The organism is Arthrobacter sp. SAFR-179 (assembly GCF_059414945.1).
The window spans coordinates 500681-523797 of the sequence record NZ_JBPFDM010000001.1; the positions used below are offsets into that span (position 1 = coordinate 500681).

The 23117-nt window shown below is 65.5% G+C and carries 21 protein-coding genes; 15 read left to right on the top strand and 6 right to left on the bottom strand.

What is annotated here, in order from left to right; genetic code table 11:
- A complete protein-coding gene (locus ACR65K_RS02525; protein ID WP_026265760.1) occupies positions 1-504 on the bottom strand; it encodes an Lrp/AsnC family transcriptional regulator in 504 nt (167 codons plus the stop codon).
- 131 nt (positions 505-635) lie between these two features.
- Positions 636-1871 (bottom strand): MFS transporter, encoded by a 1236-nt coding sequence (locus ACR65K_RS02530; protein WP_440151220.1) that lies wholly within the window; start codon positions 1869-1871, stop codon positions 636-638.
- Between the two features lie 121 nt (positions 1872-1992).
- Between ACR65K_RS02530 and ACR65K_RS02535 the strand changes: the two genes are divergently transcribed.
- The gene (locus ACR65K_RS02535) at positions 1993-2967 is read left to right on the top strand and encodes a LysR family transcriptional regulator (protein ID WP_440151221.1); all 975 of its coding nucleotides are present in this window, start codon (positions 1993-1995) and stop codon (positions 2965-2967) included.
- 92 nt (positions 2968-3059) lie between these two features.
- Positions 3060-4010, top strand: a complete 951-nt coding sequence (locus tag ACR65K_RS02540; RefSeq protein WP_440151222.1) for an N-acetylglucosamine kinase — start codon at positions 3060-3062, stop codon at positions 4008-4010.
- Positions 4011-4080: 70 nt separating this feature from the next.
- Here ACR65K_RS02540 and ACR65K_RS02545 read toward each other — a convergent pair whose 3' ends face one another.
- A complete protein-coding gene (locus ACR65K_RS02545) occupies positions 4081-5097 on the bottom strand; it encodes a pirin family protein (RefSeq protein ID WP_440151223.1) in 1017 nt (338 codons plus the stop codon).
- A gap of 205 nt (positions 5098-5302) precedes the next feature.
- Here ACR65K_RS02545 and ACR65K_RS02550 point away from each other — a divergent pair, with 205 nt between their 5' ends.
- From ACR65K_RS02550 to ACR65K_RS02575, 6 genes are all read left to right on the top strand, one after another.
- Positions 5303-6403 (top strand): ABC transporter ATP-binding protein, encoded by a 1101-nt coding sequence (locus tag ACR65K_RS02550; protein WP_440151224.1) that lies wholly within the window; start codon positions 5303-5305, stop codon positions 6401-6403.
- The gene (locus ACR65K_RS02555; RefSeq protein ID WP_440151225.1) at positions 6403-7119 is read left to right on the top strand and encodes an ABC transporter permease; all 717 of its coding nucleotides are present in this window, start codon (positions 6403-6405) and stop codon (positions 7117-7119) included. Before ACR65K_RS02550 ends, ACR65K_RS02555 begins: the two co-directional genes overlap by 1 nt.
- Positions 7116-7862: an ABC transporter permease gene (locus ACR65K_RS02560; RefSeq protein ID WP_056334554.1), complete on the top strand. Its 747-nt coding sequence runs from the start codon at positions 7116-7118 to the stop codon at positions 7860-7862. Before ACR65K_RS02555 ends, ACR65K_RS02560 begins: the two co-directional genes overlap by 4 nt.
- The gene (locus ACR65K_RS02565) at positions 7859-8821 is read left to right on the top strand and encodes an ABC transporter substrate-binding protein (protein WP_440151226.1); all 963 of its coding nucleotides are present in this window, start codon (positions 7859-7861) and stop codon (positions 8819-8821) included. The genes ACR65K_RS02560 and ACR65K_RS02565 overlap by 4 nt, the downstream gene beginning before the upstream one ends.
- 141 nt (positions 8822-8962) lie before the next feature.
- A complete protein-coding gene (locus tag ACR65K_RS02570) occupies positions 8963-10183 on the top strand; it encodes a pyridoxal phosphate-dependent aminotransferase (RefSeq protein ID WP_056334559.1) in 1221 nt (406 codons plus the stop codon).
- Positions 10184-10233: 50 nt separating this feature from the next.
- Positions 10234-11088, top strand: coding sequence for a polyphosphate kinase 2 family protein (locus ACR65K_RS02575; protein WP_440151227.1), 855 nt, complete (start codon positions 10234-10236; stop codon positions 11086-11088).
- 44 nt (positions 11089-11132) lie between these two features.
- On the opposite strand, the gene ACR65K_RS02580 is transcribed toward ACR65K_RS02575, so the two are convergent.
- Both ACR65K_RS02580 and xseA read right to left on the bottom strand, forming a co-directional pair.
- The gene (locus tag ACR65K_RS02580) at positions 11133-11351 is read right to left on the bottom strand and encodes an exodeoxyribonuclease VII small subunit (protein ID WP_440151228.1); all 219 of its coding nucleotides are present in this window, start codon (positions 11349-11351) and stop codon (positions 11133-11135) included.
- A complete protein-coding gene (gene xseA, locus ACR65K_RS02585) occupies positions 11348-12694 on the bottom strand; it encodes an exodeoxyribonuclease VII large subunit (RefSeq protein ID WP_440151229.1) in 1347 nt (448 codons plus the stop codon). Before xseA ends, ACR65K_RS02580 begins: the two co-directional genes overlap by 4 nt.
- A 162-nt stretch (positions 12695-12856) precedes the next feature.
- Here xseA and ACR65K_RS02590 point away from each other — a divergent pair, with 162 nt between their 5' ends.
- Complete coding sequence (locus ACR65K_RS02590) at positions 12857-13705, top strand: hypothetical protein (RefSeq protein ID WP_440151230.1); 849 nt, start codon at positions 12857-12859, stop codon at positions 13703-13705.
- A 9-nt stretch (positions 13706-13714) separates the two neighbouring features.
- Positions 13715-14794, top strand: coding sequence for a 4-hydroxy-3-methylbut-2-enyl diphosphate reductase (locus ACR65K_RS02595; protein WP_056334578.1), 1080 nt, complete (start codon positions 13715-13717; stop codon positions 14792-14794).
- 102 nt (positions 14795-14896) lie between these two features.
- On the opposite strand, the gene ACR65K_RS02600 is transcribed toward ACR65K_RS02595, so the two are convergent.
- Positions 14897-16126 (bottom strand): DNA recombination protein RmuC, encoded by a 1230-nt coding sequence (locus ACR65K_RS02600; protein WP_056335472.1) that lies wholly within the window; start codon positions 16124-16126, stop codon positions 14897-14899.
- Positions 16127-16216: 90 nt separating this feature from the next.
- Between ACR65K_RS02600 and ychF the strand changes: the two genes are divergently transcribed.
- The 5 genes from ychF (at position 16217) to ACR65K_RS02625 (ending at position 23112) form a co-directional block, all read left to right on the top strand.
- Positions 16217-17302 (top strand): redox-regulated ATPase YchF, encoded by a 1086-nt coding sequence (gene ychF, locus ACR65K_RS02605; RefSeq protein ID WP_056335475.1) that lies wholly within the window; start codon positions 16217-16219, stop codon positions 17300-17302.
- A gap of 85 nt (positions 17303-17387) precedes the next feature.
- Positions 17388-19148, top strand: a complete 1761-nt coding sequence (locus ACR65K_RS02610; RefSeq protein ID WP_056334581.1) for an ABC transporter family substrate-binding protein — start codon at positions 17388-17390, stop codon at positions 19146-19148.
- 287 nt (positions 19149-19435) lie between these two features.
- Positions 19436-21124, top strand: coding sequence for a peptide ABC transporter substrate-binding protein (locus tag ACR65K_RS02615; protein ID WP_440151231.1), 1689 nt, complete (start codon positions 19436-19438; stop codon positions 21122-21124).
- A 124-nt stretch (positions 21125-21248) separates the two neighbouring features.
- Positions 21249-22178 (top strand): ABC transporter permease, encoded by a 930-nt coding sequence (locus tag ACR65K_RS02620; RefSeq protein WP_056334587.1) that lies wholly within the window; start codon positions 21249-21251, stop codon positions 22176-22178.
- Positions 22168-23112, top strand: coding sequence for an ABC transporter permease (locus ACR65K_RS02625; RefSeq protein WP_056334589.1), 945 nt, complete (start codon positions 22168-22170; stop codon positions 23110-23112). The genes ACR65K_RS02620 and ACR65K_RS02625 overlap by 11 nt, the downstream gene beginning before the upstream one ends.
- Positions 23113-23117: the final 5 nt, after the last annotated feature.

The window sequence follows — 23117 nt, forward strand, 5'->3', positions numbered from 1 at the left end:
CTAGTCCGGAAGCGGGCCGTGGTTGCCCTGGATGTGTTCGAAAACCAGTGTGGTTTCGGTGTGCCCCACCACGGGGTCGGTCGCCAGATTGTCCAGGACCCAGTCCCGCAGGTCTTCGGTGCTTCCGACGGCGATGTGCAGCAGGTAGTCCACGGAACCTGAGGTGTGGAAGGTGGACAGCACGGCGGGCAGGTGCGGCACGCGGGCAGTGAAGCGGTCAATCTGGTCCCGGTCATGGGCGCGGAGCCGTACGGCCACCAGGGCCTGCACTGACCTGCCGATGGCAGACAGGCTCAGTTTTGCCTCATAGCCCTGGACAATGCCACGCTCGGACAGGGCCCGGGTGCGCATCAAAGCGGTGGAGGGCGCAATCCCCACCATTTCGGCGAGCTGCTTGTTGGAGATCCGGGCATCTGCCACGAGGGCCGCCAGGAGGCGCTCGTCAATGGCATCCAGCGGCTCCAGGTGCGCCCCGGGCCTGGTGTTCCTGGCATTCGTACTCACTGGGGTTCCTTCCACACGGTCCTTGGTTCATCCTAGACGCGGTATCTCCGCCAACGGCACCACCGGCCCGCGTCCTGCCGAAGATCCACACCATGCCCGCCGCCGCTGAAGCCGCTTAATTCGGGCCAGGGTCAGCGAGCGGCAGTTTCCGGACCCGAATGCACGACGGCGACAGTTGCGGCGGTGAGGCACGCCAGGACGATCACGGCTCCGGCGAGTGCGCTCCAGCCCCAGGCCTGGAAGACCAGGCCGCCGGCCCAGCCCAGGAGGCTGGATCCCAGGTAGTAAGCCAGGTTGTACAGCGATGCCGCCTGCGCACGGCCGGTGCTGGCGATGGCTCCAGTCCAGCCGGACCCGATGCTGTGGGCGGCGAAGAATCCGCCGGTGAACACCACCAGGCCGGTGAGGATCAGCACCAGGGAGGAGGTGAGGGTCAGGGCGAGTCCGCCGGCGGCGAGGGCCAGTCCACCCAGCAGTACGTTCCGGCGCCCGTACTTGGAAGTCATTCCCGCTGCCCAGCGGGAGGAGAAGGTGCCGGACAGATAGGCCAGGAAGATCAGGCTGATCACGGTAGCGGGCAGCCCGAACGGGGCGCCGGAGAGCCGGAAGCCCAGGTAGTTGTAGACGGCCACGAATCCGCCCATCATCAGGAAGGCCTGGGCGTACAGGGCCAGCAGCCGGATGTTCCGGAGGTGTCCTCCGAGTGTCCGGGTGGCGCTGCGGAAGCCGGCGCGGGCCGGGACGAATCCCCGGGCCCTCGGCACGAGGACCAGGAAGGCGACGGCGGCAAGGGTCGCCAGCAGGGAAACGGCCAGGGCTGCCGACCGCCAGCCCCAGAGTTCGCCGGCGGGACCGGCCACAAGCCGGCCGGACAGTCCTCCCAACGTGGTGCCGGCAACATAGCTTCCCGCTGCAAGCGCGGCGTGGGCTTTGCTGACTTCTTCGTTGAGGTAGGCAATGGCGATGGCGGGGATGCCGCCTAGTGCCATGCCCTCCAGCAGCCGCAGGACCAGGAGCATGCCGAAGCTGGCGGACAGCGGCACCAGCAGTCCCAGGACGGTGGCTGCCGAGATGCCCCACATCATTGCCTTTACGCGCCCGATCCTGTCTGCGAGGAAGGACCAGGGAATGACGGTGGCAGCCAGCCCGACGGTGGCCAGGGAGATGGTGAGGGCAGCCTCGGCGGCGGTGACCTGGAGATCGGCCGCCAGGAGGGGCAGGACCGCCTGCGTGGAGTAAAGCTGCGCAAAGGTGGCAACGCCTGCGCAGGACAGGCCGGCCAGGATCCGCCCGTAGGACCGCGACCCCTTGGGATGGCCGTTCCAGGCGGGGGAAGCCTGGGTGCCGGGGCTCGCGTTCTGTGGCATCAAGCCAGCGTAGCCGTCCGGCAATGGATGCCTCCAATGCATACTTCGTGCCACACTCATATCAATAACGGAACGGTTTTCCGGTAGCGGAGGCGTCCGGCGGAGAGGCAGGGGAGCTGTGATGGAACCGGATCGCAGGCAGTTGGCGCAGCTGCTGCCGCTCATGCCCATACTCGCCGAACTGGGCCGGACTGAACATGTGACGGAGACGGCGGAACTCCTCGGAGTACCCCAATCAACGGTGAGCAGGGCAGTGGCCAGGGCCAGCGCCGCCGTCGGCACCGAACTCCTGGCCCGGGACGGCCGCGGTGTCCGCCTGACTCCGGCAGCCCGCACCCTGTTGCCCTACATCGAGCAGGCGCTCGCGGAGTTCCAGGCCGGCCTGGACCTGGTCCGGAATGAGTCCCAGGTGGTCAGGGGCACTGTGTCCGTGTCTTTCCAGCACACGTTCGGCGAGGCCACCCTGCCGCTGCTGATCAGCGCCTTCCGTGCCCGGCACCCCGGGACCGGGTTTCGGCTCAGCCAGGGTGCCCGGAGCGCGTGCCTTGACGAGCTGTCGTCGGGAGAAGCCGACCTGGCCCTCACCGCTCCCGTGGCGCCCCCGGGCAAAAACCTCGATTCGGCACCCCTGTACCGCGAGCCGCTCCGGCTGGTGGTGCACCACGCCCACCCCCTGGCCCGGCAGCGCACTGCGCGGATGGCCGATATCCGGACGGAGCCGTTCGTTGCGCTGGGCCCCGGATACGGACTGCGTTCGCTGACCGACGCGCTGTTCCGGGAAGCAGGCTACCGGCCACGGATCGCGTTCGAAAGCCAGGATTCGCACACCGTCCGTGGGCTGGTCTCGGCCGGCCTCGGCGTCAGCATCCTGCCGCCTGGCGGGGATGCCCCCGGCAGGACCCTGCGCCCGGAGACAGGAGACCTGGGCTGGGTGGAAGTGCCGCTGGACTCCGCGCTCGCCTTCCGGGAAGTCGGAGTGAGCTGGCGGCGGCGCAAACCCGAAACCGAACCCGTTCCGGCCAGGCTCTTCCGTGAGCTGGTGGTTGCGCAGGGGCCCGGATTGCTGGCCGGGCTGGTCACCAGGGCCGGCCGCTGAACGGGCCATCATTCACGGCGGCCGCCAAGGGCGCGGCTGTCACGAAGGGTATGCGCCGCGCCCCAAAGCCACGCCGCAAGTACCCTTGTGACGTGACGAACACCCAGAACCCCTCCACCCCTCCTGTTCAGCACGCCGCGGGCTCGCCGGACACTCCACTGCACGGCATTACGATCGGGCTGGACATCGGCGGCACCAAGACGCACGGCGTCCGCTTTGAGGACGGAATCCCCGTCGCTGACGATTCTGCGGGAAGCTCCAATGTCCAGAACGTCAGCCGCGACCAGGCAGCCCGCAACCTGGCGGAGCTTTTCGGCAGGATCGGCGGCGGGCGCGTGGACCGGGTCTACGCGGGCTCCGGCGGCATCGATACGGACGACGACGCCGCCGCCCTGGCTGCCCTGATCCAGCCACTCGCCCCCGAGGCCAGCATCACCGTGGTCCACGACTCCCGCCTGCTGCTGGCGGCGGGACGTGCCAACACAGGAGTGGCGGTAATTGCCGGCACCGGCTCAGCCGCCTGGGGACGCAACGCCGACGGCGGCGAGGCCAGGGCAGGCGGCTGGGGATACCTGCTGGGGGATGAAGGGAGCGGTTATTGGCTGGGCAGGGAAGCGGTACGGCACAGCCTGCGGAGGATGAACCAGGGCCTGCCGATTGACCAGCTCACGGCAGCCCTCCTGGCATCCTGCGGACTGGACCACCCCAACAAGCTGATTGCCCTGTTCCACTCCCCGGACACGGGGCGGCGCTTCTGGGCGCAACAGGCCAGGAACGTTGTGGAAGCGGCCTCCGCCGGGCACCAGGACAGTGCAGAGCTGCTGGACCAGGCCGGCCGGGACCTTGCTGCGCTGGCCGGACAGGTGCTGGGCCAGCTGAAGATCCAGGGCCCCGTGATCCTGGGTGGCGGGCTGGGCATGAACGTGGCACCGCTGCAGGAATCCTTCCGCCGGAACCTTGAAGCAGACGGCATCACGGACGTCAGGGTCCTGGACCAGGAACCTGTGTTCGGTGTCCTGCAGCTCCTGGCAGAGCCGGCCTGACGGCGATCGGGCGATTGACCATGGCTTCCGGCAGCGGGTTGGCAGACACGCGGGTCAGCCGACACGTTAGTTAATCGACGGTGCGCTTTCGCGGCGTCAGCCGGACGCCGGGGAGCGGGGGAGCGGGAATACGGCCGGCCTCCGCTCCGGCATCAGGACCGTGGCCGGGCACCAGGCCGTAACGGGCGGCCGCCGTTTCGACGTCCGGCAGCGCTGCCTGCGCTTCCCAATCCTCCCGGGCCCGTTCCACTTCGTCATGGGTACGGCCCACGAAGTTCCACCACATGAGCAGTTCCTCGCCGAACGGCTCACCGCCAATCAGCAGGAACCGCGTGCCGGGGCGGGCCTCCAGCCGGAGTTCGCTGCGGCCGGTGCCCAGGTAGCCCAGCGGACCCGCCGGCAGGTCCTGCCCGTCCACCGCCAGGCCGCCGTCGAGCACCAGGATGCCATGCTCAAAGCCGGGGCTCAGCGGCAGCACTGCATCCCCCTCACAGGAAACGTCCGCGCCAACAATCGGCGAAAACACTGTGGCGGGGGACACCACGCCTGCAAGTTCCCCCACCATGACGGTGGCCGTGAAGCCGTGGCCGGCGGCGCGCGGCAGCTCCCGGTGCTGTTCAAATGCCGGCTCCCGGTGCCGGTCCCCGTCCGGAAGGGCAACCCACAGCTGCAGGCCCCGCTGCAATGGCAACTCTTCGCCGGCGGGAAGCACGGCGAACTCTGAGTGCGACACGCCGTGCCCTGCGGTCATGATGTTCAGCTCCCCGGGACGCACCACCACGTCGCTGCCTACGCTGTCCCGGTGCCGGATGTGCCCCGCAAGCGGCCAGGTCACCGTCTGCAGCCCGATATGGGGATGGGGGAGGACGGACATGGCGGTCCGGTCCGGTCCGAAGCTGTCCAGGAAGCACCAGGCCCCGATCGTGGGAAGTCCCCGTTGGGGCAGGGTGCGCTTGACGTTCATGGCGCGGACCCCGCCCAGGGGCACCTCGCGTTCCGGCCACAGCTGGAGGCAGGGGCCCGACGTCCCTCCCGAAGGGGCGGGCGGACAAACTTCCTGCTGGGGTGAAACTTCCAAGTTGGTCACGCCTCCACTTTAGGCCTGCCCGGCTTGGGCTACCCATCCGTACGCATATGGGTACCGAATGGTCACAGTAGGGATTCCTTTGCGGGGATTAGGGCTCCACCTGCTGAAGCCTGCCCCCGTTTGGGCTAGCGTAACTATCAGCGTGCTGATGGCAAGGTCACGGTGCTTTCAACAGCCCGTCCAAGAGAACAGGTAAGTCCGCACCATGGACCAGGCGATGATCGAGTTCCAGAGCGTCACCAAGCAGTACCCGGGCGGCCAGCCCGCGGTGGACGGGCTCACCATGTCCATCGCAAAAGGGGCCGTCACGGTCTTCGTGGGCCCCTCCGGCTGCGGTAAAACAACCTCCCTTCGGATGATCAACCGCATGGTGGAACCCACCTCGGGGACCATCACCGTGGACGGCCGGGATGTCACCTCGGTTCCGGCGGCGGAACTGCGCCGCTCCATGGGCTACGTGATGCAGTCGGCGGGATTGCTGCCGCACCGCTCCGTCCTGGACAACATCGCCACCGTTCCCCGGCTGAACGGCGTCTCCAAGGCCGACGCCCGCAGGCGGGCGGAGGAGCTCCTGGATGTGGTGGGCCTGGCGCACTCCCTGGGCGGGCGGTACCCGTCCCAGCTTTCCGGAGGCCAGCAGCAGCGCGTTGGCGTGGCACGCGCGCTCGCCGCCGACCCGCCCGTCCTGCTCATGGATGAGCCGTTCAGCGCGGTGGACCCCGTTGTCCGGAACGAACTCCAGCAGGAACTGCTGCGCCTGCAGAAGGACCTGGCCAAGACCATTGTGTTCGTGACGCATGACATCGACGAGGCCACCATCCTCGGCGACAAGGTTGCCGTCTTCGCAACTGGCGGCAAGCTGGCCCAATATGCCACCCCGGAGGAAATCCTGCGGGCGCCGGCCAACAATTTCGTGGCGTCCTTCGTGGGGCGGGACCGTGGCTTCCGCCACTTGGGCTTCACCCCGTCCGACGGCGTGGCCATCCATCCCGTGCCGACGATTGTCCGCTCCCCGTCAGGAGTTGAGTCGGATTCCAGCGCTGCAGGTGACTGGCAGCTGGTGGTGGACGCGGACATGCACCCCCAGGGATGGTCCGCGCCGGGCACCGAGACCGAGCTCGTTCCGGGCGGGTCGCTGTTCCGCCCCGGGGAGAGCCTGCGGCGGGCATTGGACGCCGCCCTGTCCTCGCCGTCGGGCCTCGGTGTTGCCGTGGATCCCGACGGCAGGGTCCTGGGCGTGGTCCGCGGCGGTGAGGTCCTGGCACTGATCGAAGAAGCGCGCCAGGTGCGGCAGGCTGCCCTCTGATGGAATGGTTCCTGGCCAACACCGGCATGATCCTGGAGCGCGGCGGCCAGCACCTGGTGCTGGCACTCATTCCCATGGTCCTGGGCCTGCTGATTTCCATCCCGCTGGCGCAGTTGGCACGGAAGAACAGGGCACTCCGCTCCCTGGTGCTGACGGCATCCTCACTCCTCTACACCATTCCCTCGCTGGCCCTGTTCATCATCCTGCCCACCATCCTGGGCACGCGGATCCTGGATCCCCTCAACGTGGTGGTGGCGCTGACCATCTATGCGGTGGCACTTCTGGTCCGCGCCGCCCTGGATGCCTTCGATTCCGTCGACGCGGACGTCAGCCAGGCCGCCCAGGCCATGGGGTTCAAGCCCCTGGCCCGGTTCCTGCAGGTTGACCTGCCGCTGTCCCTGCCGGTCATGTTCGCCGGGCTGCGCGTGGTGTCCGTCAGCAACATCTCGCTGGTCAGCGTTGCGGCCCTGCTGGGTGTCGGCAACCTGGGCATGCTCTTCACGGATGGACTCCAGCGTGACTTCGTCACCGAGGTGGTGGTGGGGATCGTGGCCATCCTGGTCCTCGCGCTGGTGATGGATGCTCTCCTCGTCCTGCTGGAACGCATCCTCACCCCATGGGAGCGGGCAGGAACGCGGCGGGGCCGCTCCCATGGGGACAACGTTGGGCCGGCCGCAGCGAAGCCGGGGACGGCCATGGCGGGAGAAACAGCGTGAGCAACGTCTTTTCCGATACCTTCGCCTGGCTCGCCGACCCGCTGCACTGGTCCGGAAGCATGGGCATCCCCGCCCGGCTGGGTGAGCATCTGCAGTACACGGGGCTCGTGATGCTGATCGCCACTGCCATCGCCGTCCCAGTGGGGCTCTTTGTCGGCCATACCGGCAGGGGCCGGGTGGCCGTCGTCGCGCTGGCGGGAGCCCTGCGTGCCCTTCCCACCCTTGGCCTGCTCACCCTGTTCGTGCTGCTGGCCGGAATTGGGCTGATGCCGCCTATCTGGGCGCTGGTGATCCTCACCGTGCCCCCGCTGTTGGCTGGAACGTACGCCGGCATCTCCAGCGTGGACCGGAACGTGGTGGACGCGGCGCGGGCCATGGGGATGACTGAACTGCAGGTCCTGTTCCGGGCCGAGCTGCCCAACGCGCTCACCGTCATGTTCGGCGGGTTCCGGACCGGCGTGCTGCAGGTGATCGCCACCGTCTCCGTCGTCGCCTACATCAATCTTGGCGGCCTGGGCCGCTATCTCTTCGACGGCCTTGTCCTGAGCGATTTCCCCCAAATGCTGGGAGGTTCCCTCCTGATCGCGGTGCTGGCGATCGCCGTCGACCTCGTCCTGTCCCTTTTCCAGAGGCTGTTCCTGACCCGGGGCGCCTTGAAGCTGTCCTACCGCAGCCAGGAGGCTGCGGTTGATCTCACAGACCCCGTTGTTGCGGAGACTGTTGTACAAGGAGGTAAGTCATGAAAGATAGCCGTCCCCAGCGCCTTGGCAGGCGGGCGTTCAGCGGCCTGGCCGCCGGGCTTGGCCTGGCAGTGGCATTGTCCGCATGTGGAGGCTCGTCCGACCCGCTGAAGAACCCACCTGCATCCAGCAGCGGCGCATCGGGTGGGGCAACATCGCTGGTGGTGGGTTCCGCCGACTTCCCGGAGAGCCAGATCATCGCCGAGCTGTACGCCGGTGCCTTGAACGCCAATGGCATCACCGCCACTACCAAACCGAACATCGGCTCCCGCGAGGTCTACTTCAAGGCGGTCCAGGACGGGTCCGTTGACGTGGTGCCGGATTACAGCGGCAACCTGCTGCTGTACGTAGACAAGGAAGCCAAGGAAGTCTCCGCCGCTGACATCGCCAAGGCGCTGCCCGGCAAACTGCCGGACGCCCTGGGCGTACTGGACGTGTCCAAAGCCGAGGACAAGGACGCCATGGTTGTCACCAAGGCAACCGCCGAGAAATACCAGTTGAAGTCCATCGAGGACCTCGCCAAGGTCTGCAGCGAAATCGTGGTGGGGGCCCCGGCCACGTTCGCCGAGCGCGCCTACGGCCTGCCCGGATTGAAGAAGAACTACAACTGCGTCCCCAAGAAGCTGGAGCCATTCAGCGACGGCGGCGGTCCGGTGACGCTCAAGGCGCTGCTGGAGGACAAGGTGCAGGTGGCCGATATCTACACCACCACACCTTCCATCGCAGACAACGACCTTGTGGTGCTGGAGGACCCGAAGAACAACTTCATCGCCCAGCAGGTCCTCCCGCTGTACAACAAGGCGAAGATGACGGACAAGGCCGAGCAGGCGCTGAACTCCGTGTCCAGCACGCTGACCACCGATGACCTGATCAACCTCAACCGGGCTGTCAGTGGCAGCCAGAAGCAGGACGCCAAGGCGGCGGCAACCGCCTGGCTGAAGGACAAGGGCATCGTTAAGTAACACGTTCCCTGCCTGCGTGGGCAGGCAACAAATTGGTGATGACGACGGCGGCTGCCGGACCTGCAAGGGCCCGGCAGCCGCCGTCGTCCATGTGGCAGACGTCTCAACGGCCGTCCATCCTTCCTGTGGCATATTTGAGGGATGGCAGAATTCAGGCAGTCCACGAAGCTCAACAACGTCCTCTATGACATCCGTGGACCCATCCTGCAGGCCGCCCAGCAGATGGAGGCGGAGGGCCACCGCATCCTCAAGCTGAACATCGGGAACCCGGCCCCGTTTGGCTTCGAGGCGCCGGACGCCATCCTGGTGGACATGATCCGGCACCTGCCCCACGCCCAGGGCTACAGCGATTCCCGCGGCATTTTCTCCGCGCGCACCGCCGTCTCGCAGTACTACCAGACCCGTGGCATCCAGAACATCCATGTCGATGACATCTACCTGGGCAACGGCGTCAGCGAGCTCATCACCATGTCCCTCATGGCCCTTTTGGACGACGGTGACGAAGTCCTGATCCCAACCCCCGATTACCCGTTGTGGACGGCGTCCGTGGCACTGGCCAGCGGCAAGCCGGTGCATTACCTCTGCGACGAGGAATCCGGGTGGCAGCCCGACCTCGATGACCTGGAAGCCAAGATCACGCCACGCACCAAGGGCATCGTGGTCATCAACCCGAACAACCCCACGGGTGCGGTGTATCCGGAAGAGACGCTGAAACGGATCGTTAACCTGGCGCATAAGCACGGCCTGGTAATTTTCGCGGACGAGATTTACGAGAAGATCCTGTACGAGGATGCCGTCCATGTGAACCTTGCCAAGCTCACCGACGACCATGTCCTGTGCCTGACTTTCAGCGGGCTTTCCAAGGCCTACCGGGTCTGCGGCTACCGCGCAGGATGGATGGCGATTTCAGGGCCCAAGAAGGACGCTGCGGACTACCTGGAGGGCATTAACCTTCTCGCCAACATGCGCCTGTGCGCCAACGTCCCGGCCCAGCACGCCATCCAGACGGCGCTGGGCGGTTACCAGAGCATCAACGACCTGATCCTCCCCGGCGGCCGGCTCCTGGAGCAGCGCAACAAGGCGTACGACATGCTGAACGCCATTCCCGGCGTCAGCACCCAGCAGGCCAGGGGAGCCCTGTACCTCTTTCCCCGGCTTGACCCGGAGGTCTACCACATCCGGGACGACGAGAAATTTGTCCTCGACCTCCTCAGGGAACAGAAAATCCTGGTCTCGCACGGCCGGGCCTTCAACTGGGTGCGCCCGGACCACTTCCGCATGGTGACGCTGCCCAATGTCAAGGACATTGAAGAGGCCATTGGCCGCATGGGGGACTTCCTAAGCAGGTACCAGGGGAACTAGCCTGTGCTCACGGGCCCGCCGGTCCGTTGCATCCTGCGGAAAGGACTCCCATGGCCCGCGTCGTCGGCTTTGACCAGCACCCTGCAGAGACCCTTCGGGTAGGGAAGGGGTTCTCCCTTGCCGCGGTGGATCCCGGGTCAACACCGGGGTACAGCGGCAACAAGGCCGACGGGAGGCTGCTGTTGACGGAGATGGACGATGAACTTTCCGAACTGCAGGAAAAGCTCTTTGCCGAATCACGCTTCGGCGGGACCAAAAGGGTCCTGCTGATCCTGCAGGCTATGGACACCGCCGGCAAGGGCGGCATCGTCAACCACGTCATGGCCGCCATGAACCCGCAGGGCGTCCAGTTCAAGGCGTTCAAGGCCCCCACGGACGAGGAAAAGTCGTACGACTTCCTGTGGCGGATCGAAAAGGAAGTACCGGCCGCCGGGATGGTGGGTGTGTTCGACCGCTCCCACTACGAGGACGTGCTGATCCACCGTGTCCACGGCTGGGCCAGCCCGGACGAGATCAAGCGGCGCTACGTGGCCATCAATGAGTTCGAGGCGCGGTTGGGGGACTCGGGAACGAAGGTCGTTAAGGTGATGCTCCACATCAGCGGTGCGGAGCAAAAGGAAAGGCTGATGGCCCGGCTGGATGATCCCTCCAAACACTGGAAGTACAGCCGGGGCGACCTGGACGAGCGGGCCCACTGGGAGGACTACATGGCCGCGTACCAGGCGGCCATCGACGAAACGAGCACGCCGAATGCGCCGTGGCACGTTGTTCCGGCGAACAAGAAGTGGTTTGCCCGGATTGCCGTCCAGCAGCTGCTGCTCGGCGCCTTGTCAGACATGTCGCTCGAGTGGCCCAAGGCCGAATTCGACGTCGCTGCCGAGCGGGAGCTCGTGGCGCGTTCCTGACACCCCCTGGCCCGGGTGCTGCCGGTTCCAGTTCTTTCCGGTGGTTAGAGCGGCTGATCCCGGGCCGCTGCCAGCCGCTTCCGCGCGCCTTCCAGCCACTCCTCGCAGCCTGCGGCCAGTGCCTCGCCGCGTTCCCACAGTGCCAGGGATTCCTCCAGGCTTGCCCCTCCTGCTTCCAGCCTGCCCACCACTGCGATGAGCTGCTCCCGCGCCTCCTCATAGCTCAGGGCTGCGACGTCGGACTCTGGTTTCTGTTCTGTCATGCCTTCTCTTCCAATTCCTGCTGGTGGTCTGCGTTTCCTGCGTGCGCCACGGTGGATGTGGCGCCGGTGGACGTGGCGCCGAAACGGCCCTCCGCCACACGGATGGACAGGGCCGCCCCCGCCGGCGCGTCGGCGGGACGGCGGACAACAGCGTGGCCCGCTTGGGCAATCCGGGCGGCCTGGTCTCCCGCCAATTCGACGACGGCGTATCCCCGGTCCAGGGTCTTCTGCGGTGAGAGGGCGCGGACCTGGGCCTTCAGGTGCTCAAGCTGGTCGGCCGCACGCACCACCGTGGAACTCACTGCAGCGGAGGAGCGCCGCAGCAGCCGCTCGATTTCCTCTGCCCGGACTGAGACCATGCCCTCCGGCGCGGCCATGACCGGGCGGGAGTGCAGTGCCATCAGCCGGTCCGACTCCCGGTCCACCAGTCGCTCCATGCACCGCCGCAGCTGCTCCCGCGCCTGGCGCACGCCGGCAAGTTCTTCGGAGACCTCGGGAACGATCCGCTTGGCGGCATCAGTGGGGGTGGAGGCCCGAAGGTCGGCAACATCATCCAGCAGCGGGCGGTCTGCCTCATGCCCGATGGCACTCACCACGGGGGTGGCGGCAGCAGCCACGGCCCGGATCAGGTCCTCGCTGTTGAAGGGCAGAAGGTCCTCCAGCGCGCCGCCGCCGCGGGCGATAACGATGACGTCCACCTCCGGCCGGGCATCCAGGTCACGCAGGGCGCGGACCACCTGGGCCACCGCGGTATTCCCCTGGACGGCAACCTCGCGGATCTCAAATTCCACCGCCGGCCAGCGCAGGGCTGCGTTCCGCAGGATGTCCTTCTTTGCGTCCGAATCGCGGCCCGTGATGAGGCCGATCCGGTGCGGCAGCAGGGGCAGGGGCTTCTTCCTGGACTCGGCAAACAGGCCCTCAGCCGCCAGGGCCTGGCGCAACCGCTCAATCCTGGCCAGCAGGTCGCCCAGGCCCACAGGCCGGATATCCCGCACCAGCATGTTGAGCCGGCCCGTCTTCAGCCAGAATTCCGGTTTCAGCAGGGCCACCACCCGCGAACCACGCTCCAGCGGAAGGTTCTGCCGTTCCAGCACCTTGGTCCAGACGGATGCCGGAAGGGAAACCTCCGCATCCACGTCGCGAAGTGTGAGGTAGGCGTTGGTGCCGCGACGGTTCAGCTCAATGACCTGGCCTTCCACCCATGCAGACGGGGTGCGGTCGATATGGGCCTTGAGCTTCTGCGACAGCAGCTGCAGCGGCCAGGGGTTATCCGGGCTTGTCTCCGCTGCAGTGGCCGGCAGGGTAGTGGGCGCCGTACCTGGAAGGGAGGCCTGGTCAGACATGCGGACGCCGGTGGGAGGCTGGTGCTGCGGGCATGCGGTCCTTCATCTGTTGTTGGCGGTCAATCAACCTTATCCATAAGGTCTAGCACCGGGGACTGACACGGAAGGCCCTTCGACCCTGCCTAGGATGGGGTAAGGCCCCCCAACCCCGAAGGACCTGCTGTGCGTACTTTTGTTTCCGCCGTCGCCACCGTGCTGGGCATCCTCCTGGCCGCCGTTGCCGTTCCCGCCATCTGGGTGGACCGGAACGTGGTCCAGGAAGATGGTTTTGTCCGTCTTGCGGCACCGCTGGGCAAGGACTCGGAGTTCCAACGGAAGCTGGCCACGGCGGCGGTGGGAACGATCGATACCGGATCAGTTCCAGGTTTTCTCTCCGGGCTGGTCCAGCCGATGCTTGAGAAGGCAGCGCAGTCGCTGACCGGGCTTCCAGGGTATCCGGCGGCCTGGGAGGAGACACTCCGCAAGAGCCACCGCCTCAGCTTCGCGGACCCTGCCGGTTCCCAGGACGGTGCCTCGACATCCTCGCTGACCCTCGACGTCGCCCCGTTAGTTTCCCTTGGTTCGGAGGAGATTTCGCGCACCACCCGGCTCCCGCTGGACCCGCCGGAGCAAACGCTGATCAACGTGGGCCAGCCCGCGCAAAAGGAGTGGACCGAGCGGCTGGCAACGTATGCGCCCATGGGCTACATCCTGGCCATCGGTTCGGCCGTGGCGTTCCTGCTGGCCCTCGTGGCGGCCCGCCGCCGCTGGACAGTGCTGCTGGCCGCCGGACTTGGGGGCCTGGCCCTCGCCGGGCTGTGGGGGTTGGGCTTGCAGCTGGGCTCCGAGCGGGCACAGGCAACGGACACCGGCAATGCTGTGGCCAACATGTTCCGTGACGAGTTCCTTGCCGCGGCAGGCGCCGATTTCCAGATATGGATCACCACGGCCGCGGTGACGGGCGGCGTCCTGGTGGCGGCAGCCGTTGTGACCTTGTTCGCATCCCGGAAACGGGCCCGGACCAGCCGGTAGCATGGAGGAATGACCACCTCGGCTGTATCCCTCTCGATGCCAACCATTCCGCGCAGGCGCCGCTCGCCTGAGGACGTAGCAGCTGCCGCCCCCGTCAACGGCGCCAAGAAGGTGCTGTTGGCTGCCCCCCGCGGCTACTGCGCAGGCGTTGACCGGGCCGTGATCGCCGTCGAAAAGGCGCTGGAACACTACGGACCGCCCGTCTATGTGCGCAAGCAGATCGTCCACAACGTGCACGTGGTCAGCTCCCTGGAGGAAAAGGGTGCCATCTTCGTCGACGAGACGGACGAAGTGCCCGAAGGCGCACTGGTGATCTTCTCTGCCCACGGAGTGTCCCCGGCAGTGGTGGAATCTGCCGAAAACCGCGGACTGCGCACCATTGATGCGACTTGCCCGCTGGTTACCAAGGTGCACAAGGAAGCCGTCCGCTTCGCCAAAGACGATTTCGACATCCTCCTGATCGGCCACGACGGGCACGAGGAAGTGGAAGGCACCTCCGGTGAAGCACCGGAGCACATCCAGATCATCAACGGACCCCACGAAGTGGATAAGGTCACCGTCCGCGACCCCGAGAAGGTCATCTGGCTCTCCCAGACCACCCTGAGCGTAGACGAGACCATGGAAACCGTCCGGCTGCTCAAGGAGCGGTTCCCCACCCTGCAGGACCCGCCCAGCGACGACATCTGCTACGCCACCACCAACCGCCAAGTGGCTATCAAGAAGATTGCGCCCAAGGCGGACCTGGTGATCGTGGTCGGCTCGGCCAACTCATCGAACTCCGTCCGGCTGGTGGAGGTGGCACTCGAGTATGGCGCCAAGGCCTCCTACCGGGTGGACTTCGCCAACGAGGTTGACGAAGCCTGGTTCGAGGGCGTCGCCACTGTGGGCGTCACGTCCGGGGCTTCCGTTCCGGAGGTACTGGTGCAGGACGTCCTGAGGCTGCTGGCCGACTACGGCTACGGCGCGGTGGAGGAAGTGGTCACCGCAGAGGAGGACCTCCTGTTCTCGCTGCCCAAGGAACTCCGCGCCACCCTGAAGCAGGCCGGCGACGTCAGCCGCGCGCTGGGCGGGCGCAGGCCCCGCAGCTGACAGAGCGGCGGCTGTATCCAGGAGCCGGCATCCGGCAGAAGTAAAAGGATGGGCCGGGCAGTTAACCAACTGCCCGGCCCATCCTGCACTCGCGGTCCCTTGTCAGGCTGCTTCCTCGTCGCCCTGGAGTTCGGGCGCCACCAGCGCGCGGGGGGCCACCTCCACCACCGGAGGTGTCACCAACCCGGACTCCTCGAGGGAGTTGAGTTTCCGTGCCGTGGGCAGGACCCGGGCTTCCAGGGTGCCCACCATCGCGTTGTAGCGGTCCACCGATGACTTCAGGGATGAGCCCAGTTTGCTCACGTTTTCGCCCAGGGTTCCCATCCGGTCGTACAGCTGCCGCGCGAGCTCGAACAGCTCGCGTGCACTGTCCGTCAGGACGTCCTGGCGCCAGGTGAACGCCACGGACTTCAGTACGGCCAGCAGGGTGCTGGGGGAGGCCAGGACCACGTTGCGCGACAACGCGTGGTCCAGGAGCCCGGCGTCGGCCGTGAGGGCTGCAGCGAGGATGGATTCGGCCGGGATGAAGCAGACCACAAGTTCCGGAGAGTTCCCCGGGATGTCCCAGTACTTCTTTGTGCCCAGCGCGTCGACGTGCGCCCTCAGCGCCTTGGCGTGCGCTGCCAGCAGGGCCTGCCGGTTCCGCCCGTCGTTGGCAGACTGCAGCCCGGACGGCTGGCCAGCGCGCGGGTCCACCGCCCCCAGTTCCTGCGCCTCAAGGTAGGACGAGAGCGGGACTTTTGCGTCCACCACCAGCTGCTTGTCGCCCGGCAACTGGACCACCAGGTCGGGGCGGACAGCCGAATCGTGGCCTGCGCTGTGCACCTGCTCCACGAAGTCCACGTGGCGAAGCATCCCCGCGGCCTCCACTACACGCCGCAGCTGCACCTCGCCCCACTGGCCCCTGGCGCTGTTGGAACGCAGGGCAGACTCCAGGGCATGCGTGGACCGGATGAGCTGCTCATCGGAAAGCCTTGCCTCCTGCAGCTGCTGTGCCAGCTGGCCGTACTGTTCCACCCGGTCCCGCTCCAGCAGTGCCACCTGCTGCTGGACCGCGGACAGCTTTTCGGCCACCGGAGCCAGGGCGCGCAGGACGCTGCCGTCCTGCGTCCTGGCCTCACCCAGCTCACGGTTCTGTACCGCCAAAAGCCGCCGCTCGGCGTCGGCCGCTGCCAGCTGCGCCGTGACCTCTGAAAGGCGGGACGACACCTGGTCAAAGTCTGCCTCCAGGGCATGGGAGTTCCTGCGCAGTGAGAAGTAAGTGGCAGCGGCGCCGGCAAGCGCGCCCAGCAGCAGCATGAGAAGGGCCAGAATCAAGGCGAAAGCATCCATGGCTTCACTGTTGCACGGGCCTCTGACAATCACAGGCAGTGACATCCGCCGGTACTGCCTCCAGGGGCCCGGCGGGTAGAATCAATGCTCGTGGCTCTTACTATTGGCATCGTCGGACTGCCCAACGTCGGCAAATCAACCCTCTTCAACGCGCTTACCCGCAACCAGGTCCTGGCCGCGAACTACCCGTTCGCCACCATTGAACCCAATGTCGGTGTCGTGAACCTCCCGGACCCCAGGCTCCAGAAGCTCGCCGGGATCTTCGGCTCCCAGCGTGTCCTGCCTGCCGCCGTGTCCTTCGTCGACATCGCAGGCATCGTCAAGGGTGCGTCCGAGGGGGAGGGGCTGGGCAACCAGTTCCTGGCCAACATCCGGGAGGCTGAAGCCATCGCTGAAGTTGTCCGGGTCTTCGACGACCCCGATGTGGTGCACGTTGACGGCAAAGTGGATCCCCGCTCGGACATGGAAACCATCAACACCGAGCTGATCCTCGCCGACCTGCAGACCATCGAAAAGGCGATCCCGCGGATCGAAAAAGAAGTCAAGATCAAGAAGCGGGAGGCCGCCGAGCTTGCCGCCATCAAAGCCGCCCAGGCTGTGCTGGAGCGGGGCGACACCATCTATTCCTCGATCAAGAGCGACAAGCTGGAGATGGAGCACCTCAAGGAGCTGGGGCTTCTGACGGCCAAGCCCTTCATCTACGTGTTCAACGCGGATGAAGCCATTCTGGGCAGCCCGGAAAAGCAGGAGGAACTGCGCGCCATGGTTGCCCCGGCGGACTGCATCTTCCTGGACGCAAAGCTCGAAGCAGACCTCGTGGAACTGGACGAGGAAGAAGCCCGCGAGATGCTTGAAATGAACGGCCAGGACGAATCCGGCCTGGACCAGCTGGCGCGCGTCGGCTTCCACACTCTGGGGCTTCAGACCTACCTCACCGCCGGGCCCAAGGAAGCACGCGCCTGGACCATCCGGCAGGGGGACACGGCGCCGCAGGCCGCCGGCGTCATCCACTCCGACTTCCAGCGCGGGTTCATCAAGGCCGAGGTGGTGTCCTTCGCGGATCTTGTGGAGGCTGGCTCCATGGCTGAGGCAAAGTCCCGCGGCAAAGTCCGCATCGAAGGTAAGGAATACGTCATGGCCGACGGCGACGTGGTGGAGTTCCGCTTCAACGTCTGACCGCCCGGACGGCTTATCCTGAATCTGCAGGGCGTGATCGTGGCGACCCAGTCCCCTCCTGGGAGGGAAAACACAAGGAGGCGGCATGCCGGTCCGGCGTCTGATGCAATTGCTCATCGCCGCGGTGGTGGCTGCCCTGGTTCTTTCGGGGTGCTCGGGAACCAGTGCCCCGTCCGTTGTGGTGGGGGAGGCAAAGCGCGGCGGCAGCGTGACCGTGGCAGAGGTCAATGCCTTCTCCTCGTTCAACCCGTACAGCGCCAACGGCAATACCGACATCAATTCGAAAATCGGTGCCATCACCCACTCGGGCTTCTTCTACCTCGACGACAGCTCCAAGGTTGTCCGCAACGACAAGTTCGGGCACTTCGAGAAGGTTTCCGACGAGCCGCTCAAGGTGAAGTACACGGTCAACGAGGGCGTCAAGTGGTCAGACGGTGCACAGATCGGCGCAGCGGACCTCCTGTTGAGCTGGGCCGCCGGGTCGGGCTATTTCGACGACCTGGATCCAGCCGCAGGGAAGGGAACCAAGTACTTCTCGGTAGCCTCTGACACCACCGGACTGGCGGGCACCCTGTTTCCCGAGGTCGGGTCCGATGGCCGGTCCATCACCATCGAGTACGCCGCGCCGTACGCTGACTGGGAGGTGGCGTTCGACGTCGGACTGCCCGCGCACGTCGTCGCTGCCAAGAGCGGCCTGAACGACGAGGAGGACCTGGTCCAGCTCCTCAAGGACACCCCGCGCGGCAATCCGGAAAAGCCTGCATCACACCCTGAGCTCAAGAAAGTCAGCGACTTCTGGAACACCGGGTTCGATGCAAAGTCCGTTCCCGACGATCCGGCGATCTATCTGTCCAGCGGACCTTACATTGTCCGCGACATCGTGCCGGAAGTTTCCATGAAACTTGTCCGTAACCGGGACTACGTATGGGGTGCCGAACCCTGGCTGGACGAGATCAATGTCAGGTTCACCGGGGCGGTGCCCGCCGCCGTCGATGCCCTGCGCAACGGCCAGGCGGACATCATTTCGCCCCAGCCGTCAGCCGCCACGGACAACTTGCTCACGGGACTGTCGCGCCAGGGCATCACCGTGGAACGGTACAAACAGTCCGGCTACGACCACCTGGACCTCAATTTCGCCGGACCCTTCGCCACCAAGGACGTCCGGGAAGCATTCCTCATGACGGTTCCACGGCAGGCAATCGTGGACGCAGTGGTGGGGACCCAGGTCCCGGACAGCAAGCCGCTGGACTCCCACGTCTTCCTGCCAGGACAGCCAAAATACGACGAAACCGTAAAGAACAACGGCTCCTCGAACTACGCCAAGGTGGACGTCGACGCCGCAAAGCGGCTCCTGAAGGGTGCCACCCCCACCGTCCGCATCCTCTATAACCGGGACAATCCCAACCGTGCCAAGGCGTTTGCCCTGATCCGCGACTCCGCTGCGCTGGCCGGCTTCCGCGTGTCCGACGGCGGGCAGGGGAGTGCCGACTGGGCAGCGGCGCTCAGCCGCGGCGGCTACGACGCTGCGTTGTCCGGATGGATTGGCACGGAAGCCGGCGTCAGCCGGGTGCCGCAGATCTTCCGGACCGGGGCAGGAAGCAACTTCACGGGATATTCCGACGGCGACGCGGACAAGGTCATGGAGCAACTGGCCGCGACCACGGACCTGGGCAGGCAGGATGAACTCCTGGCCGACATCGACAAGCATGTGTGGGAGGACGCGTACGGCCTGCCGCTCTACCAAACCCTTGGCACTACCGCCTTCAATTCGCGCGTGGCCGGCATCAAGACCAGTCCTGGCCCCCTCGGCGTGTGGTGGAACGTATGGGACTGGCGGCTGTCCTGATTCAGCCGCGTCACCTTTGGGCCTTCCGCCCCTTGCGGACCCTTCACCCTGCCGATTCGCCGTCCGGCCTACCGGCGAGTAGCATGTGACGTGCCTAACTGATTGCTGTGACTTGGGGCATTTCACTGCCCCGGTCACGTTTTGGCAACGGAGTACCAGTATCTGGACTTCGTGCGGTTAGGCTAACTCGTATTATGTAGGTTTCGTCACAGCGGTGAGCTGCGTCCGGCCTGCGGGGAAGCACAAGATTCCCCTATATATCTCTCCCACAACTCATAGGAGGCGGAATGCGTTTTACGCGCACTTCCAAAGCACTGGGCATCGTGGCAATCGCCGCGCTTGCCCTGACCGGGTGCGGCGCCGGCGGCGGCGGCAGCACTGACGGGTCCAGCACTGCTGCCGGGGATCCGAACAAGGTCATCACCGCCTACAGCAACGAGCCACAAAACCCGTTGCTGCCGGCGAACACCAATGAGGTCTACGGCGGCCGCGTGGTCGAGCTCCTCTTCGAGGGCCTGCGCACGTACGACGCCAGCGGCAAGCCCGTCAATGCCCTGGCCGACTCCATCGAGTCCTCGGACGCCCAGAACTGGACCATCAAGGTCAAGCAGGGCCAGAAGTTCACCAATGGTGAAGCCATCACGGCGAAGACCTTCGTTGACTCCTGGAACTTTGCAGCCAACTCCAAGAACCTGCAGAACAACGGATTCTTCTTTGAGTCCATCGCCGGTTACGAAGATGTTTCGGCCGTGAACTCGGAGAAGGGTGCTGACGGCAAGACCAAGACCACGCCGGCTCCCAAGGCCGACACCATGTCCGGCCTGGCAGCAACCGATGATTCCACCATCACCGTCAAGCTCGCCCAGCCTGAAGCCGACTGGTCCCTGCGCCTTGGCTACTCCGCCTTCTTCCCGCTTCCGTCCGCCGCGCTGACTGACCCCAAGACCTTCGGTGAAAACCCCGTGGGCAACGGTCCCTACAAGTTCGAGAAGCAGGGTTCCTGGGTCCACGACCAGTCCATCTCCCTGGTCAAGAACGCCGATTACAAGGGACCGCGTGAGGCCAAGAACGGCGGCGTGACCTTCAAGTTCTACACCGACCCGGGCCCCGCATACACGGACCTCCAGTCTGACAACCTGGACATCACCGATGTCCTTCCGTCCAACGCCCTGAAGACCTACGTTGCTGACTTCCCGGACCGGAATGCCACCAAGCCGGTTGCCACCAACTCCACGCTGAACATCCCGCCGTACAACCCCAATTTCCAGGGTGAAGCCGGCAAGCTGCGCCGCCAGGCACTGTCCTACGCCATCAACCGCGAGGAAATCGCCAAGGTGGTCTTCAACGGCACCCGCACCCCGGCCAAGGCATTCGTCCCGCCGGTCATTGACGGGTTCAAGGAAGGCCTCAAGGGCAGCGAAGTCCTGAAGTTCGATGCCGCAAAGGCCAAGGACCTGTGGGCACAGGCTGAGAAGATCCAGCCGTACGACAACTCCAAGCCGCTTCAGATTGCCTCCAACACCGATGGCGGCAACAAGGAATGGATCGACGCCGTAGCCAACGGCTTCAAGAACAACCTGGGCATCCAGGCTGAAATCCAGCCCTTCGCCAAGTTCGCTGAAGTCCTGAACCTCCGCAAGTCCCAGCAGCTGCCCGGCCTGACCCGCGCGGGCTGGCAGGGCGACTACCCGTCGCTGTACAACTTCCTGGGACCGGTCTGGGCCACCAACGCCTCCTCCAACTACGAGAAGTACTCGAACCCCGAGTTCGACAAGCTCCTCAAGGAGGGCCTGGCTGCCAAGAGCACGGATGAAGCCAACGGCAAGTTCAACCAGGCACAGGAAATCCTGTTCCAGGACCTGCCCGGCCTGCCGCTCTGGGATCAGGCACGCCCGATCGTTTGGAGCAACAACATCGTGAAGGCCGAAACCGGCTGGAACGGCGGCATCCTGTACTACGGCATCACTGCCAAGTAGTCCCAGATCTAACTTGCCGAAAGCTGATGGGGGTTCCGGTCACGTCCGGGCCCCCATTGGCTTGCAAGCGGCAGGAAGGCACTCATGAACGCGTTCTCCCCCTTACCGGAAGGCAGGTAATCCTGTGACCCGGTTCATTTTGCGCCGACTTCTTCAGGTGATCCCTGTCTTCCTCGGCACTACCCTTCTGGTGTACTACATGGTGTTCGCCCTGCCGGGCGATCCCATCGCCGCGCTGTTCGGCGACCGCCAGCCCCCGCAGTCAGTGATCGACACCCTGCGCAGCCAGTACAACCTGGACCAGCCGTTCTGGGTCCAGTACGGCCTGTTCCTCAAGAACCTTTTTACCTTCAACCTGGGCAATGACTTCACCGGCCAGCCCATCGCGGCAAGCCTTGCCCGTGTGTTCCCCGTGACGGCCATGCTCGCCATCGAGGCACTGGCCATCCAGGCCGTCTTCGGCGTGGCGTTCGGCGTCTTCGCGGGCCTGCGCCGCGGCGGCTGGTTCGATTCCACCGTGCTGGTGGCCTCGCTGGTGGTTATCGCCGTCCCCACCTTTGTCCTGGGCTTCGTTTTCCAGCTCGTCTTTGGAGTTCAGCTCGGCTGGGCCAAACCCACCGTGGGCGCCAATGCCAACTGGGTAACCCTGCTTCTGCCGGCAGTGGTCCTGGGTCTGGTGTCCTTCGCCTATGTCCTCCGACTGACCCGTGCATCGGTCAGCGAAAACATGAACGCCGACTACGTTCGGACGGCAACCGCCAAAGGCCTTTCCAGGCCCCGGGTGGTCCTGGCGCACATCCTGCGCAACTCGCTGATTCCAGTGGTGACGTACCTGGGCGCCAACCTTGGCGGCCTGATGGGCGGTGCCATTGTCACGGAGGGCATCTTCAACGTTCCCGGTGTAGGCAACAAGCTCTACCAGGCTGTCCTTCGCAGTGAGGGCCCCACCATCGTCTCCATCGTCAGCGTGCTGGTGCTGGTGTTCGTGGTGGCCAACCTGCTTGTCGATCTCCTGTACGCCTGGCTTGACCCGAGGATCCGCTATGACCAGTAACAACAGCCACTACGTGGCCCCCATCGACGAGACACCGCTGCAGGCAACGGACGCCGTCAAGACGGACCAGGCCCCCCTCAGCCTGTGGGCAGACGCCTGGCGCAAGCTCCGCCGTCGTCCGCTGTTCATCATCTCCACACTGCTGATCCTTGCCCTGATCGTGATTGCGCTGTTCCCGGGCCTTTTCACTTCCACCCCGCCCAACGAGGGCTGTGAACTCGCCAACTCCGAGGCCGGCCCCACCGCAGGGCACCCGTTCGGCTTCACCTTCCAGGGCTGCGACGTCTACTCCAGGGTCATCCACGGCACGCAGGCCTCCCTTTCCGTGGGCCTGCTCTCCGTACTCTGCGTCCTGGTCATCGGCGTGACCCTCGGCGCACTGGCCGGATACTACGGCGGCTGGATCGATGCCGTCCTGGCCCGGCTGGGCGATATCTTCTTTGCCCTGCCGCTGGTGCTCGGCGCGCTGGTGATCACCCAGCTTCCGCTGTTCCGCGAGAACAAGAGCGTATGGACCGTGGTGTTCGTCATCTCGCTCCTGGCGTGGCCGCAAATGGCCCGCATCACCCGGGGCGCGGTGATCGAAGTGCGCAACGCGGACTTCGTCACCGCTGCACGCGCGCTGGGCGTTTCCAAGTTCGGCGCACTGATCCGCCACGTCCTGCCGAACGCCCTGGCTCCGATCATTGTCCTGGCAACGCTGGAACTTGGCGTGTTCATCGTGGCCGAAGCCACCCTGTCCTTCCTGGGCATTGGCCTCCCGCAGAGCATCATGTCCTGGGGCAATGACATCGCAGGTGCGCAGGCATCGATCAGGACCAGGCCGGAAATCATGCTCTACCCGGCCGCCGCGCTCTCCCTTACGGTGTTGAGCTTCATCATGCTGGGCGACGCCGTGCGTGACGCCCTTGACCCGAAGAGCCGTCAGCGATGAGAGAA

Coding starts and splice junctions, on each gene's coding strand:
- ACR65K_RS02610 (WP_056334581.1), top strand. CDS start 17,388: ATGCCGGTCCGGCGTCTGATGCAATTGCTCATCGCCGCGGTGGTGGCT.
- ACR65K_RS02530 (WP_440151220.1), bottom strand. CDS start 1,871: ATGCCACAGAACGCGAGCCCCGGCACCCAGGCTTCCCCCGCCTGGAAC.
- ACR65K_RS02600 (WP_056335472.1), bottom strand. CDS start 16,126: ATGGATGCTTTCGCCTTGATTCTGGCCCTTCTCATGCTGCTGCTGGGC.
- ACR65K_RS02615 (WP_440151231.1), top strand. CDS start 19,436: ATGCGTTTTACGCGCACTTCCAAAGCACTGGGCATCGTGGCAATCGCC.
- ACR65K_RS02580 (WP_440151228.1), bottom strand. CDS start 11,351: ATGACAGAACAGAAACCAGAGTCCGACGTCGCAGCCCTGAGCTATGAG.
- ACR65K_RS02565 (WP_440151226.1), top strand. CDS start 7,859: ATGAAAGATAGCCGTCCCCAGCGCCTTGGCAGGCGGGCGTTCAGCGGC.
- ACR65K_RS02550 (WP_440151224.1), top strand. CDS start 5,303: ATGGACCAGGCGATGATCGAGTTCCAGAGCGTCACCAAGCAGTACCCG.
- ACR65K_RS02570 (WP_056334559.1), top strand. CDS start 8,963: ATGGCAGAATTCAGGCAGTCCACGAAGCTCAACAACGTCCTCTATGAC.
- ACR65K_RS02595 (WP_056334578.1), top strand. CDS start 13,715: ATGACCACCTCGGCTGTATCCCTCTCGATGCCAACCATTCCGCGCAGG.
- ACR65K_RS02535 (WP_440151221.1), top strand. CDS start 1,993: ATGGAACCGGATCGCAGGCAGTTGGCGCAGCTGCTGCCGCTCATGCCC.
- ACR65K_RS02555 (WP_440151225.1), top strand. CDS start 6,403: ATGGAATGGTTCCTGGCCAACACCGGCATGATCCTGGAGCGCGGCGGC.
- ACR65K_RS02625 (WP_056334589.1), top strand. CDS start 22,168: ATGACCAGTAACAACAGCCACTACGTGGCCCCCATCGACGAGACACCG.
- ACR65K_RS02575 (WP_440151227.1), top strand. CDS start 10,234: ATGGCCCGCGTCGTCGGCTTTGACCAGCACCCTGCAGAGACCCTTCGG.
- xseA (WP_440151229.1), bottom strand. CDS start 12,694: ATGTCTGACCAGGCCTCCCTTCCAGGTACGGCGCCCACTACCCTGCCG.